This is a genomic window from Verrucomicrobium sp. GAS474, assembly GCF_900105685.1.
Classification (GTDB): Bacteria; Verrucomicrobiota; Verrucomicrobiia; order Methylacidiphilales; family GAS474; genus GAS474.
In genome coordinates this window covers 1,547,929-1,564,472 of the sequence record NZ_LT629781.1, presented here as the reverse complement: position 1 = coordinate 1,564,472, position 16,544 = coordinate 1,547,929, and the positions used below count along the sequence as shown (strand labels likewise).

General features: G+C 68.2%; 11 protein-coding genes and 1 tRNA gene. 7 read left to right on the top strand and 5 right to left on the bottom strand.

Annotated features, from left to right (window positions below):
- Nucleotides 1-58: 58 nt before the first annotated feature.
- Nucleotides 59-979, top strand: coding sequence for a glycosyltransferase family A protein (locus tag BLU04_RS06475; protein WP_093283699.1), 921 nt, complete (start codon nucleotides 59-61; stop codon nucleotides 977-979).
- A gap of 288 nt (nucleotides 980-1,267) precedes the next feature.
- Here the strand turns inward: BLU04_RS06475 and BLU04_RS06470 are convergent, their stop codons facing one another.
- Nucleotides 1,268-2,650, bottom strand: a complete 1,383-nt coding sequence (locus BLU04_RS06470) for a hemolysin family protein (protein ID WP_231964905.1) — start codon at nucleotides 2,648-2,650, stop codon at nucleotides 1,268-1,270.
- A 144-nt stretch (nucleotides 2,651-2,794) separates the two neighbouring features.
- Between BLU04_RS06470 and BLU04_RS06465 the strand changes: the two genes are divergently transcribed.
- From BLU04_RS06465 to BLU04_RS06440, 6 genes are all read left to right on the top strand, one after another.
- Nucleotides 2,795-3,382 carry a DUF4337 domain-containing protein gene (locus BLU04_RS06465; RefSeq protein ID WP_157895166.1) on the top strand — a complete coding sequence of 196 codons (588 nt, stop codon included), beginning with the start codon at nucleotides 2,795-2,797 and terminating at the stop codon, nucleotides 3,380-3,382.
- A gap of 21 nt (nucleotides 3,383-3,403) precedes the next feature.
- Nucleotides 3,404-3,865: a hypothetical protein gene (locus BLU04_RS06460; protein ID WP_093283694.1), complete on the top strand. Its 462-nt coding sequence runs from the start codon at nucleotides 3,404-3,406 to the stop codon at nucleotides 3,863-3,865.
- A gap of 7 nt (nucleotides 3,866-3,872) precedes the next feature.
- Nucleotides 3,873-4,874, top strand: coding sequence for a hypothetical protein (locus tag BLU04_RS06455; protein WP_093283691.1), 1,002 nt, complete (start codon nucleotides 3,873-3,875; stop codon nucleotides 4,872-4,874).
- Nucleotides 4,871-5,497 carry an HD domain-containing protein gene (locus tag BLU04_RS06450; RefSeq protein ID WP_093283688.1) on the top strand — a complete coding sequence of 209 codons (627 nt, stop codon included), beginning with the start codon at nucleotides 4,871-4,873 and terminating at the stop codon, nucleotides 5,495-5,497. The genes BLU04_RS06455 and BLU04_RS06450 overlap by 4 nt, the downstream gene beginning before the upstream one ends.
- Nucleotides 5,498-5,577: 80 nt before the next feature.
- Nucleotides 5,578-8,208, top strand: a complete 2,631-nt coding sequence (clpB, locus tag BLU04_RS06445) for an ATP-dependent chaperone ClpB (RefSeq protein WP_093283686.1) — start codon at nucleotides 5,578-5,580, stop codon at nucleotides 8,206-8,208.
- Nucleotides 8,209-8,225: 17 nt separating this feature from the next.
- Nucleotides 8,226-8,579, top strand: coding sequence for a hypothetical protein (locus BLU04_RS06440; protein ID WP_093283683.1), 354 nt, complete (start codon nucleotides 8,226-8,228; stop codon nucleotides 8,577-8,579).
- A 16-nt stretch (nucleotides 8,580-8,595) separates the two neighbouring features.
- On the opposite strand, the gene BLU04_RS06435 is transcribed toward BLU04_RS06440, so the two are convergent.
- The 4 genes from BLU04_RS06435 to vccA form a co-directional block, all read right to left on the bottom strand.
- Nucleotides 8,596-8,670, bottom strand: a tRNA-Val gene (locus BLU04_RS06435).
- Nucleotides 8,671-8,737: 67 nt separating this feature from the next.
- Nucleotides 8,738-10,987, bottom strand: coding sequence for an autotransporter-associated beta strand repeat-containing protein (locus BLU04_RS06430; RefSeq protein WP_093283681.1), 2,250 nt, complete (start codon nucleotides 10,985-10,987; stop codon nucleotides 8,738-8,740).
- A gap of 25 nt (nucleotides 10,988-11,012) precedes the next feature.
- Nucleotides 11,013-12,914 carry a glycoside hydrolase family 2 TIM barrel-domain containing protein gene (locus tag BLU04_RS06425; RefSeq protein WP_093283678.1) on the bottom strand — a complete coding sequence of 634 codons (1,902 nt, stop codon included), beginning with the start codon at nucleotides 12,912-12,914 and terminating at the stop codon, nucleotides 11,013-11,015.
- Nucleotides 12,915-12,932: 18 nt separating this feature from the next.
- A complete protein-coding gene (vccA, locus tag BLU04_RS06420) occupies nucleotides 12,933-16,538 on the bottom strand; it encodes a Verru_Chthon cassette protein A (protein WP_162274648.1) in 3,606 nt (1,201 codons plus the stop codon).
- Nucleotides 16,539-16,544 lie beyond the last annotated feature (6 nt).

Sequence of the window (16,544 nt, the reverse complement as noted above, 5' to 3'; positions counted from 1 at the left end):
TGGAGCGCAACGCGGCGATATGCCACCCTGAGACCCTCACTCCCGCACCGATCGCACCATGAGCTCCCCCGCCCCCCGCGTTTCCGTCGTCATCCATTTCCTGAACTCCCTGAAACACCTCCCCGCCGCCGTCGAGAGCGTCCGGGCGCAGACCTTCACCGATTGGGAACTGGTCCTCGTCGACGGAGGCTCGACCGACGGCACCGTCGAATGGGTGAAGGCCCTCGCCGCCCGGGAGCCGGAACGGATCCGGGCCTTCTGCTACGCCGACGTCCGGAAGGAAGGCGAACCGGCCCGCCTCGGCGTCTACCCCTCCCGCATCTGGGGCGCCCGCGAGGCGAAGGCGCCGCTCCTCGGCCTCATCGACTCCGACGACCTCTGGCACCCCCTCTTCCTCGAACGCCAGTACGCCCTCTATAAGGCGACGCTCGGCGACCGTCCCGGGATGGTCTACTGCCCGATGGTCTACTTCTGGGACGATCCGATCGAGAACCTCCGCAGCTTCGTCCAGCGGATGCCGAGCCCCGGCCTCCACGAGCCGCCCTCGATCCTCCATTCCTTCTACGACAACGATTACGAGACGAGCGCCGGGAACACGACGACGTTCATCGCCCGGGAGTGCGTCGTCGCCGCCGACGCGCTGACCTCGGCGGCCTCGATCCTCGCCGACGACCAGTTCCTCTGGGCCTACGTCGGCCTCCGGTGGCCCATCGTCGTCAACCCCGAGCCCCTGGTCTGGTACCGGCAGTGGCCCGGATCGAACTGCGCCACGATGAAGAGCGACGCCGGGGCCGTCCGCCGCCGCCACCTCGCCTGGTTCCACGACTACGTCACGAAGGAATACCACGGCCCCGCCGCCGAAAAGGAAGCCCTCCTCCGGCACACAGAGAAGTGGATCAAAGAAATCGACCACCCCCCCGGCCCCCTGGGACGGAAGTGGAAACAGTGGAAAGCCGGACTCCGCCGCCGCCTGACCTAAACACGTCTCCCAAGCGCCCCTCTCCCAATAGGAGTCAGGGCGTATTGGCCCCGTCTCCCCCCGCAATCCGTACCCTCGGGCGCTCCAGGAAGCAGCGGATTTTTATCCAGTTCGGAGACAAGGCACCGCCCAAGCGCGTCCGCCTAGTTCAGGCCCTCAGAACAGGAGGTTCCAGGAGGGGCGAAGCCCCTCTTGGGCTATAAAACGGATCGCCTCCAGCTGTACCGGGTCGCCCCCGCCAGCCCCAAAGGGCACCCCGCAAAACAGCGCAAAAAACGCGCCGCCCCCCTACTCCTCCCCCGCCTCCTCCGCCGGCTTCAACTTCAACAACCGCAACCGCCGCAACCCCTGCGCCCCGACCTCCTCCGCGATCAGCCGCAGGACGATGGCCGAATTCGGGTCGGCCACGTCGGTCTGCGCCCGCTTCGACGGGGGATGGCCGAACTGGGCGATGGCCCATTCGCGGACGGTCTCGCGGCCCTTCGCCTGGATCGGCCAGCCCGTCTCGTTCGCGAGGTCGCGGAGCAGCATCCCGGCGTCGACGAGGGCGGCGCTCTCGCTCAGCTCGTAGAAGGGGCCCTTCTCGATGTCGAACTCGTCTCGGATGTCGCCGACGAGTTCCTCCAGCACGTCCTCGAAGCAGACGATGCCGACCATCCGGTCCTGCGCGTCGAGGACGACGGCGAGGTGGTTCCGCGACTTGCGGAAGAGCTCGAGCATCGTCGGCAGCTTCGTCTTCGGGAGGAAGGTGAGGGCGGGGCGGACGAGGGGCTCGACCTCGGTCTGGTTCCCGAGGACGGTGTATTGCCAGAGGAGTTCCTTCACCATGAGGACGCCGACGATGTCCCCCTTCCCCAATCCGCAGACGGGGAGGCGGCTGTAGCCGGAACGCTGGGCGAAGTTCAGGTTCTCCATCAGCGGGGCGTCGCGCCAGAGGACGGCGACGTTCTCCCGGGGGACCATGACCTGCTCGGCGGTCGTCTCCTTCAGGCGGAGGGCCTTGATCATGATCTGGTTGATGAGGACGTCGGAGGGATGGGCGTGGCTCGACGTGGCGAGGACGTCCTGGAGCTCCTCCGGGCTGAAGCCGTGCTCTTCCTTCGACGACTTCACGCCGAGGAGGAGGAGGATCCATCCGGCCATCGTCTTCAACACCCAGATGAGGGGGAAGAAGACGTAGTAGAAGAGGAGGAGCGGCGGGGTGAACCAGAGCAGCAGGGAGCGGGGCCGGTGGAGGGCGACAGTCTTCGGCACCAGCTCGCCGAGGACGATGTGGAGGGAGGAGGTGATGCCGAAGGCGGCGAGGAAGGAGAGGACGTGGTAGACGACGTCCCCGTGGTCCCCGACGAAGGGGATGTAGGCGATGATGGGGGCGAGCCACGGATCGACGACGGAGGCGACGAGGGGCTCGCCGAGCCAGCCGAGGGCGAGGCTCATGAAGGTGACGCCGAGCTGGACGGCCGAGATGAAGCGGTCGAGGTTCTGCGTGACGCGGTAGGCGATCCGGGCGCGCCAGTCGCCCGCCTTCACCAGGGGGCGGAGCTGGGTGGCGCGGACGCGGACCATCGCGAACTCGGTGGCGACGAAGTAGCCGTTGGCGAAGATGAGGAGGAGCATCGCCGTCGTGTCCCGCAGGACGTGCGGGGGGAGGGGCGGGATCTCGAAGGACATAGGAGGAAGGGGCGGGAATGGGGGCAAAAAGGGACGATGCTACGCGATTGCACCCCTTTGAGCAAGACCCGGTCCGGTTTGGCTGGATTGTCGCCGATTTGTTACTTTTCTTCCCAGGGAGCCTTCTCTATCATCCGGAGACCTATGTCAGAAGTCGAAGGTCTCACCGAACAAGCCGAAGAACACATCCACCACGCCGCCCATTCCGGTCCCCAGTGGGCCTCGTGGGTCGCCCTCTCCACCGTCATCCTCGCCGTCCTCGCCGCCCTCTCGGCGTTCCTGAGCGGCTTCAACGAGACGGAGGCGCTGATCAACCGCCAGCTCGCCTCCGACCAGTGGAGCTACTACCAGGCGAAGGGCCTCAAGGGCAACACCGCGAAGGCGAGCGCCGACCTCTTCACCCTCCTCTCGAAGCCCGGCCCGGAGTCGCAGGAATCGATCAAGAACTACCGCGAGGAGCAGACCCGCTACAAGGAAGAGCAGGAAAAGATCAAGGAGACGGCGACCGAGTTCGAGCACGAGTCGAACGCCGCCCTCCACAACCACGAGACCTACTCCAAGGGCGTCATCCTCTTCCAGATCGCGATCGCCGTGAGTGCCGTTTCCGTCCTCACGAAGCGGCGGCGCTACTGGATCGTCAGCCTGGTCGGCGGCGCGGGCGGCCTCCTCTTCCTGCTCTGCGGCCTCCTCCAGCAGTTCGGCCCCCACCTCGGCGGCCACGGCGGCCACTAGACCGCCAGCCATTCAAAACCGATGAACCGAACCCCGACGGCCCTCTTCCTAGTGGCGTGCGCCGTCGGGGTTCTTTTTTGCGCGGGCGCAGCGGCCCAGGTCCACGAGGACGGCACCGGCTGGCGGCCCGATCCGGCCGTGGTCGAGCGGGCCGCGGCGCTCTACTCCGGCCCCGATCCGAAGAAGCAGGAGGAGGCCTACAACCAGGCCTACTTCGAGTTCTACCACTCGACGCCCGACAACGCCGTCGCCGACTGGCAGATCGCCAAGCGGATGAACGCCCTCTACTCCGGCGACGATCCGAAGAAGCAGCGGGCCGCCTACCGCCAGGCCTACCGCGAGGTCTGGAAAAAGAATCCGCCGAAGAACGCCCCGATCCCCGACGTCCACCTCTGGATCGACCCGGTCTCCGCGCAGGAAAAGGAGCGGCTGGAAAGCGGCCTCGACAAGCCCCCCGCCCATTCCAAGATCGGCTCGAAGTAGGGGACCGATGAAAGAGCCCCTGCGCTTCGCCGTCTACGACATCGGAAGCAATTCGGTCAAATTCCTCGTCGCCGAGGCCCGGGCAGCCGGCCAGCCGCCGCTCGTCCTCGCCGAGGAGAGCCACACCACGCGCCTCGCCGAGGACCTCATCGCCACGTGCGAGCTGAAGCAGGAAGCGATCGACCGGACCCTCGCCTCGCTGAAGGAAATGGCGGGCAAGGCCGCCCGCCTCGGCGTCCCGCCCAACGCGCCCGGCTCCGTCCACTCCCGCGCCGTCGCCACCAGCGCCGTCCGCGACAGCCGGAACCGGAAGGCCTTCCTGAAGGAGGCCGCCGTCGCCCTCGGCTTCCCCGTCACCCTCCTCAGCGGGGAGGAGGAAGCCGAGGGAGTCTATCGCGGCATCCGCTCCGGCGGCCACCGGACGACGTTCGAGGAGGGCGACCTCCTCGCCGTCGACGTCGGCGGCGGCAGCGCCGAGTGGATCCTCGGCGCGGGCGGGAAGATCGCCCGCCGCGTCAGCCTCCCCCTCGGCTGCGTCCGGCTGCGGGAACGCTTCATCCCCGGCTACCCCGTCCCGCAAGGGGCCCTCGACGCGATGGCGCAGAGCCTGGAGGAACAGCTCGCCCCCATCCTCGCCGACTACGCGCGGGAGCGCCGGGACCGCCCCGTCGTCGGCACCGGCGGCACCATCACCGCCGCCGCCGCCATCGCCCTGAAGCTCCCCGACTACGATCCCTCGAAGGTCCACCTCCACGTCCTGACGCGGGAGACGATCGCCTGCGAGCTGAACCGCTTCGCCGCGCTCGACGCCGATTCCCTCCGCCACGTCACCGGCCTCCCGCCGAAGCGGGCCGACATCCTCGTCCCCGGCCTCGCCGTCTTCCTCGCCACGCTGAAGCTGCTGGAGGCGAGCCGCCTCACCGTCAGCGTCCGCGGCCTCCGCTACGGCGTCCTCGACGGCCTGATCGCCGAGGCCGCCCCCGCTTCCTCCGCAACGGAGGGGAAGTGACCCCGCCCCTCCCCGCCTCGTCCCAAGAGGTCGCGGTCGAGGCCGAGGCCGAGGTCGCCGCCCTCGTCGCCCGCTACGAGGAGGAGCCTGAGCACGTCACCCACGTCGCCGCCCTCGCCGACGCCCTCTTCCTCGCCCTCGCCCCGTGGCACGGGCGGGGCGAGGGTTGCCGCCTCCGTCTCCGCGCCGCCGCCCTCCTCCACGACATCGGCTGGTCCCAGACCCCCGACGGGCGGGGCCACCACAAGGAATCGGCCCGCCTCATCGGCGAGTGGAAATGGAAGACCCTCCCGCCCGGGGAGATCGCCCTCGTCGCCCAGATCGCCCGCTATCACCGGAAGAGCGTCCCCCGGCCCGATCACGCCGCCTACACCGCTCTTCCCCCCGACCACCGTCGGACCGTCTCGGTCCTCGGCGGCCTCCTCCGCATCGCCGACGCCCTCGACCGGACCCACACCCAACGGATCGCCACGCTCCGGGCCCGGATCGCGCCGACGGAGATCGTCGTCCTCGTGACGCCGAAACCGGGCGGCGCTTGGGACGAGGAACGCGCCATGGCGGAGAAGAAGAAAGATCTCCTCGAAGCCGAAGCGCAGCGCCCCGTCCGGTTCGAAGCGGCGTAAAATCTTCCTCTCCCCCATCGAGTAGCAGAACCCCCTCTTGGAATGGGATCGAAAAGGGGGTATCTTAGGGAACCGAAACCATGGATCCGAACAAGTTCACCGAAAAGGCCCAAGTCGCCATCGCCGAGACCCAGTCCGAGGCCGCCCGCCGCAGCCACGCCTCCGTCGATGTCGAGCATCTCCTCGCCGCCCTCCTGGCGCAGGACGAGGGCCTCGCCCCCCGCCTCTTCTCCCGCGCGAACGTCCCCGCCGAGGTCCTGCAGGATCGGCTCGAGGACGAGCTCGCGAAGCTCCCGACCGTCACCGGCGCGGGGCAGTCGGCGGGCGTCCACATCACGCAGCGGCTGAACAAGCTCCTCGTCTCCGCCCAGGACGAGGCGAAGCGGCTGAAGGACGACTACGTCTCGGTCGAGCACCTCATCCTCCCCATGTTCGACGAGGCGTCGTCGACCCCCGTCGGGCGGATCTTCAAGGCTCTCGGGGCGAAGAAGGACGCCTTCCTCAAGGCGATGGCCGAGGTCCGGGGCAACCAGCGGGTCACCACCGCGAACCCGGAGGCGACCTACGAGGCGCTCGAGAAATACGGGCGCGACCTGACGAAGGCCGCCGCCGCCGGGAAGCTCGACCCCGTCATCGGGCGCGACGCCGAGATCCGGCGCGCGATCCAGGTCCTCTCCCGCCGGACGAAGAACAACCCCGTCCTCATCGGCGAGCCCGGCGTCGGCAAGACGGCGATCGTCGAGGGCCTCGCCCAGCGGATCATCGCCCGCGACGTGCCGGAGAGCCTGAAGGACAAGAAGATCGTCTCCCTCGACCTCGGCGCCCTCATCGCGGGGGCGAAGTTCCGGGGCGAGTTCGAGGAACGGCTCAAGGCCGTCCTCCAGGAAGTGACCCAGTCCGAGGGGCAGATCATCCTCTTCATCGACGAGATCCACACCGTCGTCGGCGCGGGGAAGGCCGAGGGCTCGATGGACGCCGGGAACATGCTGAAGCCGATGCTCGCCCGCGGCGAGCTCCACTGCATCGGCGCGACGACCCTCGACGAGTACCGGAAGTACATCGAGAAGGACGCCGCCCTCGAGCGCCGCTTCCAGCCCGTCCTCGTCGCCGAACCGACGGTCGAGGACACCGTCTCGATCCTCCGCGGCCTCGCCCGCCGCTACGAGCTCCACCACGGCGTCCGCATCCAGGACGGCGCGCTCGTCTCCGCCGCCACCCTCTCCCACCGCTACATCGCCGACCGCTTCCTCCCCGACAAGGCGATCGACCTCATCGACGAGGCCGCCGCGAAGCTCAAGACCGAGATCGAGAGCATGCCCGAGGAACTCGAGACCCTCGAACGCCGCACCCTCCGCCTCGAGATCGAGCAGGAGGCGCTGAAGAAAGAAAAGGACGCCTCGTCGAAGACCCGCCTCGCCGCGCTCCAGAAGGAGCTGGCCGACGTCCGCGCCGACCGCGACGCCCTGAAGGCCCGGTGGCAGGCCGAGAAGGCGAGCGTCACCGGCCTCCAGACCCTCCGGGGCGAGCAGGAAAAGCTCCTCATCGAGATCGACCAGGCCGAGCGCAACCACGACCTGAACAAGGTCGCCGAACTCCGCTACGGGAAGCTCCCCGAGCTCGAGCGGAAGATCTCCGCCGCCGAGGAAAAGGCAAAGGCCGACGCCGCGAAGGCCGACGGCTCCGACAAGTCGGCCCGCCTCATCCAGGAGGAGGTCACCGAGCAGGAGATCGCCGAGGTCGTCGCCCGCTGGACCGGCGTCCCCGTCGCCCGCCTCCTCGAGGGGGAACGGGACAAGCTCCTCCGCCTCGACGCCATCCTCCACGAGCGGGTCATCGGCCAGGACGAGGCCGTCAGCGCCGTCGCCGACGCCGTCATCCGCGCCCGCTCCGGGCTGAAGGACCCGAAGCGCCCCATCGGCTCCTTCCTCTTCCTCGGCCCCACCGGCGTCGGGAAGACCGAGCTCGCCCGCGCCCTCGCCCAGGCCCTCTTCGACAGCGAGGACAACATCGTCCGCATCGACATGAGCGAATACATGGAGAAGCACTCCGTCGCGAAGCTCGTCGGCGCCCCTCCCGGCTACGTCGGCTACGAGGAGGGCGGCCAGCTCACCGAGGCCGTCCGGCGCCGCCCCTACACCGTCATCCTCTTCGACGAGATCGAGAAGGCCCACGGCGACGTTTTCAACATCATGCTCCAGGTCCTCGACGACGGCCGCCTCACCGACTCCCAGGGCCGCACCGTCGACTTCAAGAACACCCTCCTCATCATGACCTCGAACATCGGGAGCCCGTATCTCATCGAAGGGGCCACGGAGGATGGCGAGATCCCTGAAAAGACCCGGGAGAAAGTCATGGGCGAACTCCGTTCCCATTTCCGTCCCGAGTTCCTGAACCGGATCGACGACGTCGTCCTCTTCAAGCCCCTCACCCTCGCCGAGATCACGAAGATCGTCGACCTCCTCATCGGCTCCCTGCGGCGGCGGCTCGACGACCGCGCCATCACCATCACCCTGACGGCGGCGGCGAAGACCCACCTCGCCAAGGCCGGCTACAGCCCCGTCTACGGCGCGCGCCCGCTGAAGCGGCTCATCCAGAAGGAACTCGAGACCGCCCTCTCCCGGAAGCTCCTCTCCGGCGAGGTGAAGGACGGCAGCACCGTGAAAGTCGACGCCAAGGGGGAAGAGTTGCTCTTCACCACCCAGGCGGGATAAGCTGACCCCACATCGCCATGAAAAAGCCGTCCCCCCGCAAAGCGAAGCCGACCCAGCCTCGAGTCCGGAAGCAGGCCCGTCCCGCCTCCCTCCCCGTCCCGCTGGCCCCCGCCGGGGACGTCCTCCTGCGCGAGCGGATCAACGCCCTCGCCACCATCCTCGACGAGACCTCCCGCCGCTTCCTCTCTCGCCTCCGGCGCGAGATCGAGGAGACCGAGGAAGGCCTCCACCGCCAGTCGGTCAAGAAACAGGAAAAAGCGATCCGGCTGATCGACGCCCTTCAGGTGAAGCCCGCCAAAGGCCGCCGCAAGGACCTGAAGAAGATCGACCTCCTCATCGGCGAGCTGCAGAAGCTGACCGAGGAGAAGTAGCCGGCCGCGCCGGGCCTGGTGGGCGGTGAGGGATTCGAACCCCCGACCAACTCGGTGTAAGCGAGCCGCTCTACCACTGAGCTAACCGCCCGAAGCCGCGCAAGGCTCTCGCGAGGCGACCACTATGCCCGTCCCGAATCGGGGGGCAAGGAGATCCGTCAGGCCGTCGCCCGGCGGCGGGCGGCGGCCAGGGCGAGGAGGACGGCGCCGGAGGCGAGGAGGATCCAGGGGTCGGGCTCCGGGACGGCGGCGAGCTGGAACTGGAGCGAATTGGCGTTGAGGATGAAGGTGCCGTGGACGGTGCTGAGGGAGCTGAGGCTGAAATCGGCCGCGGTGAACGTGGTGCTGCCGAAGGTGGCGAGGGTGTAGAGGCCCGAGGCCCCGCCGAGGTCGGTGAGACGCAGGGAGTAGCCGGTTCCCGTTCCCTTGATGAGGGAGCCGCTCCCGAGGTCGAGGCGGTCCCCCGCGCCCGAGGCACCGAGCTCGAAGATGAAGGTGGAGCCGCCGTTCCAGGTGTAGTTCCCGCCGACGGCGAGGGTCCCGATGCCGCCGGTGCCCGGAGAGAGATAGGTCCCCGCCTGCTGGATCACCGATCCGGCGATCAGGCCCGTCCCGCCCAGCGTCGCGAAGTTCCCCGACGCGAGGGTCACCGTGCCGGTCCCGGTCGCGCTTCCCGCCGTCGTACCGAGGAAGAGCGCCCCCTGGTTGACGACGATGTTCCCGCTGAAGGTCCCGCTGCTGTCCCCCGTGAGGGTCCACGTGCCGCCCCCGGTCTTCGTGAGGGTGCCGGAGCCCGCGAAGACGCCCGCGTAGGTCTCGGTCTGGTTGGCCGAGCCGGTGGTCAGCCCCGCCGTCCCCATCGTCACCGTCCCGGTCCCCTGGAGGGAGGAGCGGAGGCCGCCGATCGATTGGCTGTGGCCGTTGAGGTCGAAGTTCGCCGTCGGGTTCGCCGCGTCGAACTGGACGACCGAGGAGGAGGAGATCGCGTTGTTCACCCCCATCCTCACCGTGCCGTCGTGGATGAAGGTGGTGCCGGAATAGGTGTTCGCGGCGTTGAGGGTGGCGACGCCGACGCCGTCCTTCGCGAAGCCGCCCGCGCCGGAGATGACGCCGTTGAGGGTCGTGTCCTTCGCCCCCTGCACGACGAGGAGGTTCCCGCCGTTGGCGACGGTCCCGTTGAAGACGAGGTTCCCTCCCTCGGCCTCCCAGTTCTGGGCCCCGGAGAGGGTGACGGGGACGCTGAAGGTCTGCGTCGCCGCGCTCTCGTTGCGGATGCCGGTGGTGCCGACGGCGAGGGTATTCGTCCCGGTGAAGGTGAAGCCGCTGCCGCCCGCCGTGGAGCGGAAGAGCATGCCGCGCACCGCCTGGTTCGCCGCAAGGGAGACCGTCGTCTGCCCGCCCGCGGCGGCGCCGTCGAAGACGACGGGAAGGGCGGCGGGGACGCTCCCCTTCGACCAGTTCGCGGTCGCGCCGAAGGCACCGCTCCCCCCGCCGCCGGTCCAGACGTTGGCGGTGTTCGCCGTGTCGGTCGGGACGTCGTAGATCGTGAAGCGGAGGGCGTAGCCGTAGGGGGCGAGCTGGGCGTTCGTCGGCGTCACCGGATCGTAGGAGGTCGTCCCGACGGTCATCGGGACGAGGCTGCTGGTCTGGGTCGGGTAGTAGAAGACGCCGAGGAGGGTGAGCTGGCCCTTGTAGGTGATGAAGACCGGGCTCCCGGAGTCGCCGCTGTCGGCGTTCAGGAAGGTCCCCTTGCTTCCCTTGCTGTAGCTGACGAGGAGGCCGTCGCTGCCGGCGTTGCCGATACCGCTGACGACGCCGGTCCCGACCTGCTGGCCGATGGCGGCGGGGGGATCGTAGGGAGTGATGACGTTGCTGCCCAGGGCGAAGACCGACTGGCCGACGTAGTTCCGGCTCGAGATGTCGAGCATGCGGGCGACGGTGACGTGGTCGGCATCGGTCGTCGCCCGGTTCAGCGTCGTGAGCGCGACGTCGCCCGCATAGCCGTTGTTCTTCAGCTGGATCGTCCCGGTCACCGTGGCATAGACGGGATTGTTCTGGGTCCCGACGAACTCGACCGTCGGCGAGGAGGGGAAGGGGGAGCTGTCGATCGCGTGGTGGGCCGCCGTCGCAGCGATCCCGGGGGCGATGAGGGTGAGGTTCGTCGAGCGCCCGTTGTAGTAGCTGAGGGACCAGCCGACCGAGGAGAAATCGTACCCGGCCCCCACCCAATTCGGGTTGCTGTTGGGGACCGGGTTCGTGACGTTCTGGGAATTGGTCGTGATCGATCCCGGCTGCCAGCGCGAGTCGTTCGCCGCCACGTCGCCGTCGCTCAGCGTGAGCGCCTCCGCTTCCGGCAGACGGGCCGAAACCAGGAAGACGACCGCCAGGGAGAGCCAGTGCCGCGCCATATTGTTTTTCGGTCCCGGGTTGGTGCTATCCTTGCTTCAGCGTGACGACGACGCCGTCCTGGGGCGGGACGACGAAGGCCGCCCCCTCGCGCCGTCCGCGCACCACCTCGGCGACGGACCAGCCGGGGGCGAGGTCGGGGGTGAAGGAGAGGGTTTCCCGCCCGTAATTGACGAGGACGAGGTGGAGGCGTCCGTCGGCGGCGGGATGCTCGGTGACGCCGAGGCCGGGAAGGCCGTTGCGGACGACGTGCCGCGCCCGGACTCCCGCGCCGATCTCCCGGTAGAAGGCGGCGTGATTCCGCTCCTCGAAGGCGCCCGGGGCCTTCACGGCATCGAGCTCGATCGGCACGCTGAGGAAGTAGGCCTGCCCCTTTCCTCGCGCGAAGCGGACGAAGGCCGGGTTGCCGTCGGCCTCCCGGGCGAGGACTTCGGCCCCCCCCCGGTTCAGGTCGAGGCGGTAGGGCGAGGCGACACGATGAATCTCCCCAGCCCAGGCGATCTCGGCGGGGACCGTCCGCTGGCACCGGGCCTCGACCTCCATGCCGAACGCCCGTCCGAAGTCGGCGAGGAAGCCGTCGTTGAGCGACAGATAGAGCGTCGCCCCCGATTCGATCCGTTTATTCAATGCGATCCCGAAGGCACGGGGGATCGCGTTGAAGCCGGAGACCGATGGCAACAGATAAAGATCGGCATCTCGGAGGGGCTGGTGGGCGCTCTGGAATTCGACCTCGAAACCAGCCTGTTTTGATAGGATGAACGATGCGTAGGCCACGCCCCAACGATCCTGATCGTCGGTCAAGATGCAGACGGCGCGGCGACGGCGCGGCGCGAGGACCGGGGCGGTTTTCAGGAAGGCCTCGAACGCCGTGAACTCGGCAACGACCGGCTTCGGGGCGCGGTCGTTGCGGAAGAGGCCGAGCTCGCGCTCGGGGGAGCTCCACTCATAGGGGGCGTAGGCGAGGTGGTCCTGGTCGAAGGCGCACCACCAGAGGAGCCCCTCGTTGCCGTGGGCCCAGAGGGAGAAGAGGGCGCCGCGGAGGTAGTCGGCGGCCCGCCGTTCGGAGCCGAGCATCGGCCCGAGGGTGCCGACCTCCTCGGCGAGGCACGGCTTCCCGCCGACGTCGGCGTAGAGGCAGCCCTCGGCGGTCGCGTGGAGGCCGCTGCGGATCGTCCCGAGGCGGTCGCGGTCGCAATGGGGCGTGAAGGGGGGATAGGGATGGATCGTGAGGACGTCGGTGAGCTCGGCCTGGTCCTCGATGCTCCACGTGTCGTCGCGGCCCGCGGAGAGGCTGTGCATCCCGGAGATGACGGGGCGGGTGGCGTCCTCGGCGCGGATCGCGTCGGAGATCTGCGCCGTCCAGCTCCAGGCCGCCTCGCGGGAACCGGGCGCGGCGAGGCAGTTGCACTCGTTGCCGAGGTCCCACGAGACGATCGCCGCGTGGGTGCGGAAGCGGGAGACGAAGGCGCGGACGAAGCGGACCTGCCACATGAGGGCGGCGGGATCGGTCAGGATGTTCCTCTCCTCGAGCGCCGGCGGGACGAAGAGGCGGCCGCTCATCCACCCGGTGACGAGACCGACGATGAGCTCGAGGCCGTGCTTCGAGGCGAGGTCGGCGAGGACCTGGAATTTCTCCAGCGCGGCGCGAGAGACCCCCGCGCGGCGCAGGGCGGGATCGCCGCCGTCATCGGGAAGGACGGTGTCGCAGGCGCGGCCCATCGCGGTGTAGAGCCGCTTGATCGGCTGGAATTCGGGCCAGAGGGGGAAGACCCGGACAGTCCGCAGGCCGCTCTCGGCGAGGAGCCGGAAATCGGCGTCGACGACCTCGGGCCGCCAGTTGGCATCGGACCACATCTCGATCCCCGCGTGGGAAGCCCAGTAATTGCAGCCGAGGGAGAAGCGGCCCGTGTGCTTAGTCGTTTCGTTCATGGAAAAATCGGAAAGATTCTAGGGGGAGAACTGCCGGTTGCGGATGACGCGCCAGCGGTAGTAGGTATCGAGGGTCGGCGTCGCGTCGGGGTTCGTGCCGTAGTCGGGGATGCTCGTGTTGTTGGCGTCGATGAAACGCTCGATGGTGGCGGAGCCTCGGTATTCCCCGGTGACGACATCGGCCCCTTCCTGCCACGCGCTCGGGATCGAGGCCGCCGCCTTCTTCAGCGACTGGGCGCGGAAGTGGACGGTGTAGGTGTTCGACTTCGTCGTGAGGCGGGGATAGAGGGTCGTGTAGATCCGCTCCCGCAGGTTTTCCCCGGTAAGCCGCATCCCGGCCCAGAATCCGCCCGTCGTGGTGTTCGCCATCGTCGCGACGGAGGCCCCCGTGAGGCCGAGGGGGACGATGTGGAGATCGCAGATCTCCGAGGCCGACCGGTAGACGTCGCCCGACTGGAACTTCGTCTGGAACTGGGCGAGGGTCTGCGTCGCGTCGACGGGGTAGTCGACCGCCGGGACCTGGGGGCCGACCTTGTAGCCGAGCTGTACGTCGGCGTTCGGGATCGCGTAGACGCGCTCCGACTTGAGGAGGGCGTTGAGCCCGGTCGACCGGTTGATGTAGGTGAAGGGGAGGATCTGGTAATTCATGTTGATCTTCCCGGCGGTCGAGAAGCGGTCGCTGATCGCGTAGGGCTCGACGACCGGCATCCAGAAGAGGTCGAGGAAGAGATGATCCTCGGGCAGATGGCTGGAGCCGAAGTGGCTCGTCTGGGGGTGGAAGAGGAGCGTCCGCCACGGGACGCCCGCCTTCACCCCCGTAGGCAGGGAGCCGAACATCCCGGGCGACGGAATCTGGCGGTTCGGGGAGAAGAAGTTCACCCCCGCCGCATTGGCGGTCCACGGGTAGTCGAAGTAGGTACTCGCCCCGGCGGCCCCCGGCCCGAGGCCCTCGTCGGGCTTGTTGATGTAGGCGCCGTCGGGGATGTTCGGAAGGCCGCTGTCGAAGTCGCCGGTTCCCTCGGGGGTGTTCGTCCCGGTGGCCGAGGGGATGATGTCGGGCGCGGCCAGGGTGCCCCGGTACTGGGCGGCGGTGATCGTGCTGGGGAAGTAGCTGCCGAGGGAAAGACCCTGGGTGCTGGCCGTGCTGTAGGCCTCGGTGAGGGTCGAGGCCCACATCTTCGTCGTATCCCGGTAGTCGGGATGGATGATGTAGGTCGACGCGGGGACGTTGTTGAGACCGGCGAGGACGCGGAAGTCGCCGTGGGCCGGCTGGACGGTGCGGACGACGTCGTACGTGTCGATCACGGGATTGCCGAGCTGCGGCGTCGTCGCTCCGCCTTGGCCCTTTGAGCTGACGAAAGAGAGCCGCCCCGGGAAGGTGCCGAAAATCGAGGGATAGGCGCTGGTGTTCGGGAAATTCACCCCGAAGCTCCACCAATTCGGCAAATCGGTCGTCGGGGGCGAGACCAAACTCGGATCATTGACGAGGGCCGGGATCGGCAGGACAACCGAGGGAAGGGGAACATTGAAAGTCTGCAAAACCTGTCCCGAAGCGATGTCGGTGAATGTGACGATGAGGGTCGTGCCGGCGAGGAGCATCGACGTCGTGCCGGCGGCAAGCTTCACGGGAACGCTGACCCAAGGATAGGACCCGCCGTAGGCGTTGGTGAAGAAACGCCAGGAGGGATGGCCGCCCCAGCCCGAGCCGCCATTGATGATGTAGCTGAGGAGGCCGTTGTAGTTCTCGGTCCCGCTGATGGCGGTGCCCGTGAAGAGCTGCGACGTCCCTCCCCCGGGCAGGGCGGTCAGCGACATCGCCCCCTGACCGGTGATCGTCATCTTCATCGACGGGGTGATCGTCGTATACCCCATCATGGGAGCGAAGAGCTGGGGAATGAGGATTGCCTGGACGACCTTCTCCCCGGGGGCGAGTACCACGTTGCCCGTGTTCCGAAGCGCCTTGTTATTGACAAGGTCATTGCTGCGGGGAACGGCGGCATCGGCGTTGCAGATGAAGCCGATGCCGAACGAGGAAAGGGTGAAGGAGCGACCGAGGCCCTGCGTCACCGGCACGGTGATGTTGTTCACGGTCGGCGCCACCCAGCCGTGGCCCGCGGCGCCCGGCGCCTGGGTGTAGGGGGTCTTGCCGGTCCCCGTCATGCTGTCGTCGTAGAGGTTGGTGCAGCGGATGTAGTCGAAGATCTCCGTGAGGATCTGGTCGCGGTCGTCGCTGTACTTCGTCAGGAAGTTGTTGCCGAATCCGGGGATCGCCCGGCCCGTGAGGGTCCGCAGGTATTTGTAGAGGGTTCCGTTGCGCGGGAGGCTGATGTCGGTCGTCGGGTTGGTGTTCGTCTGGCGCTGGAAATAATAGGGGTTGTTCCCGGCGGTCCCGCTGGTCGAGGCGCAGAAGGCGATGAGCTGGTCGTAGGAGGTGGTGCGGGTCGGGGCGAGGTTGCTGTAGACCGGCCAGCAGGCGATGCGGGGGAGGTTGAAGAGGTTGGTCTCCGGGGCCCGGCTGTTCGCGGTGAGGAAGAAGCGGGCCTGGGCGATGTCGGTCGGCGTGATCTTCGTCGAGTTCTGGGTCCGCGCGACGTTGAAGGCGAGCTCGTCGACCGAGGCGTAGAGGCGCTGGGTCTTCGCCGCGATGGCGGCGGTCGGGATCGTGGTGCCGACGGCCGTCGAGGTCGTGCCGGCGACAACAGTCTTCCCGTTCGAGCCGCCGGTGGAGATGCGCGGGGTGATCGCGTAGATATCGTCGTTGCTCAGGGTGGCGTGGGAGGGGGAGACGCCGAGGACCGAGGAGAGGCAGGTCATCGCGGGATGGCCCGGGTAACGCTGGAACTCGCCCTTCGCGGGCTGATACTTGCCCCAGTTCACCTCGTTGGCGGTGACGGTGTGCGGGGTGTTCCAGTAGGTCCCCTCGCCGGCGGTGTTGATGTTCACCTTGCACGAGTCGTCGTCGGTCCAGAAGGCGACGCGGCCGACGATCGGATTCGCCGCGCTCGCCCCGGCGACGGTGGCGCTCTTCCCGCTCCCCGTGGCGGCGACCATCGTCCCGTCCTGGAGGACATAGAGCCAGCGGACCGGCATCGGGATCGGCTGCCAGGAGGAGGCCCCGGGAACGGTGCCGAGGCTGAATCCCTCGGGCTTCAGGCCGTTCGATCCGACGCTGCCGTCGAGGATCGGGTAGACCTTGCCGTTGGAGGTCTGGACCGGCGCGTTGAGATCGGTCCAGAGGGCGGGGCTGCTCTTCCAGGCGGCCGGCGGCTCGTCGGCCGATTTCCCGCCGGCGACGTCGACCGTCGAGGAGATCATGTTCGCCGCCGAGTAGAGCTTGTAGGCCTTCTTCAGGCTTCCGGCGGTGTCGTAGGTCCGCACCATGCCGGGCTGGGAGACCCAGGCGACGCCGGTTCCCTGCGTGGCGGCGAGGTTGATCTGCCCCTGCACGAGGCCGACGGCGGTGTCGGCGAGGTTCCGGGCCGCGACGGTGGCCCCGAAGCCCGAGGCGCTCCGCAGCTCGGTCGTCGAACTCATCAGGAAGCCGACGGCGAGGCCGACGATGAGGACGAGCATCCCGAGGACGAGGAGGAGGGCGAAGCCGGAGCGACGGGGGGGGAGTTTCATGGCGTG

What these genes read in the sequence shown, in the direction of transcription:
- BLU04_RS06475 (WP_093283699.1), top strand. Translation starts at nt 59, where the DNA reads ATGAGCTCCCCCGCCCCCCGCGTTTCCGTCGTCATCCATTTCCTGAAC.
- BLU04_RS06425 (WP_093283678.1), bottom strand. Translation starts at nt 12,914, where the DNA reads ATGAACGAAACGACTAAGCACACGGGCCGCTTCTCCCTCGGCTGCAAT.
- BLU04_RS06455 (WP_093283691.1), top strand. Translation starts at nt 3,873, where the DNA reads ATGAAAGAGCCCCTGCGCTTCGCCGTCTACGACATCGGAAGCAATTCG.
- BLU04_RS06430 (WP_093283681.1), bottom strand. Translation starts at nt 10,987, where the DNA reads ATGGCGCGGCACTGGCTCTCCCTGGCGGTCGTCTTCCTGGTTTCGGCC.
- clpB (WP_093283686.1), top strand. Translation starts at nt 5,578, where the DNA reads ATGGATCCGAACAAGTTCACCGAAAAGGCCCAAGTCGCCATCGCCGAG.
- BLU04_RS06465 (WP_157895166.1), top strand. Translation starts at nt 2,795, where the DNA reads ATGTCAGAAGTCGAAGGTCTCACCGAACAAGCCGAAGAACACATCCAC.
- BLU04_RS06470 (WP_231964905.1), bottom strand. Translation starts at nt 2,650, where the DNA reads ATGTCCTTCGAGATCCCGCCCCTCCCCCCGCACGTCCTGCGGGACACG.
- BLU04_RS06440 (WP_093283683.1), top strand. Translation starts at nt 8,226, where the DNA reads ATGAAAAAGCCGTCCCCCCGCAAAGCGAAGCCGACCCAGCCTCGAGTC.
- vccA (WP_162274648.1), bottom strand. Translation starts at nt 16,538, where the DNA reads ATGAAACTCCCCCCCCGTCGCTCCGGCTTCGCCCTCCTCCTCGTCCTC.
- BLU04_RS06460 (WP_093283694.1), top strand. Translation starts at nt 3,404, where the DNA reads ATGAACCGAACCCCGACGGCCCTCTTCCTAGTGGCGTGCGCCGTCGGG.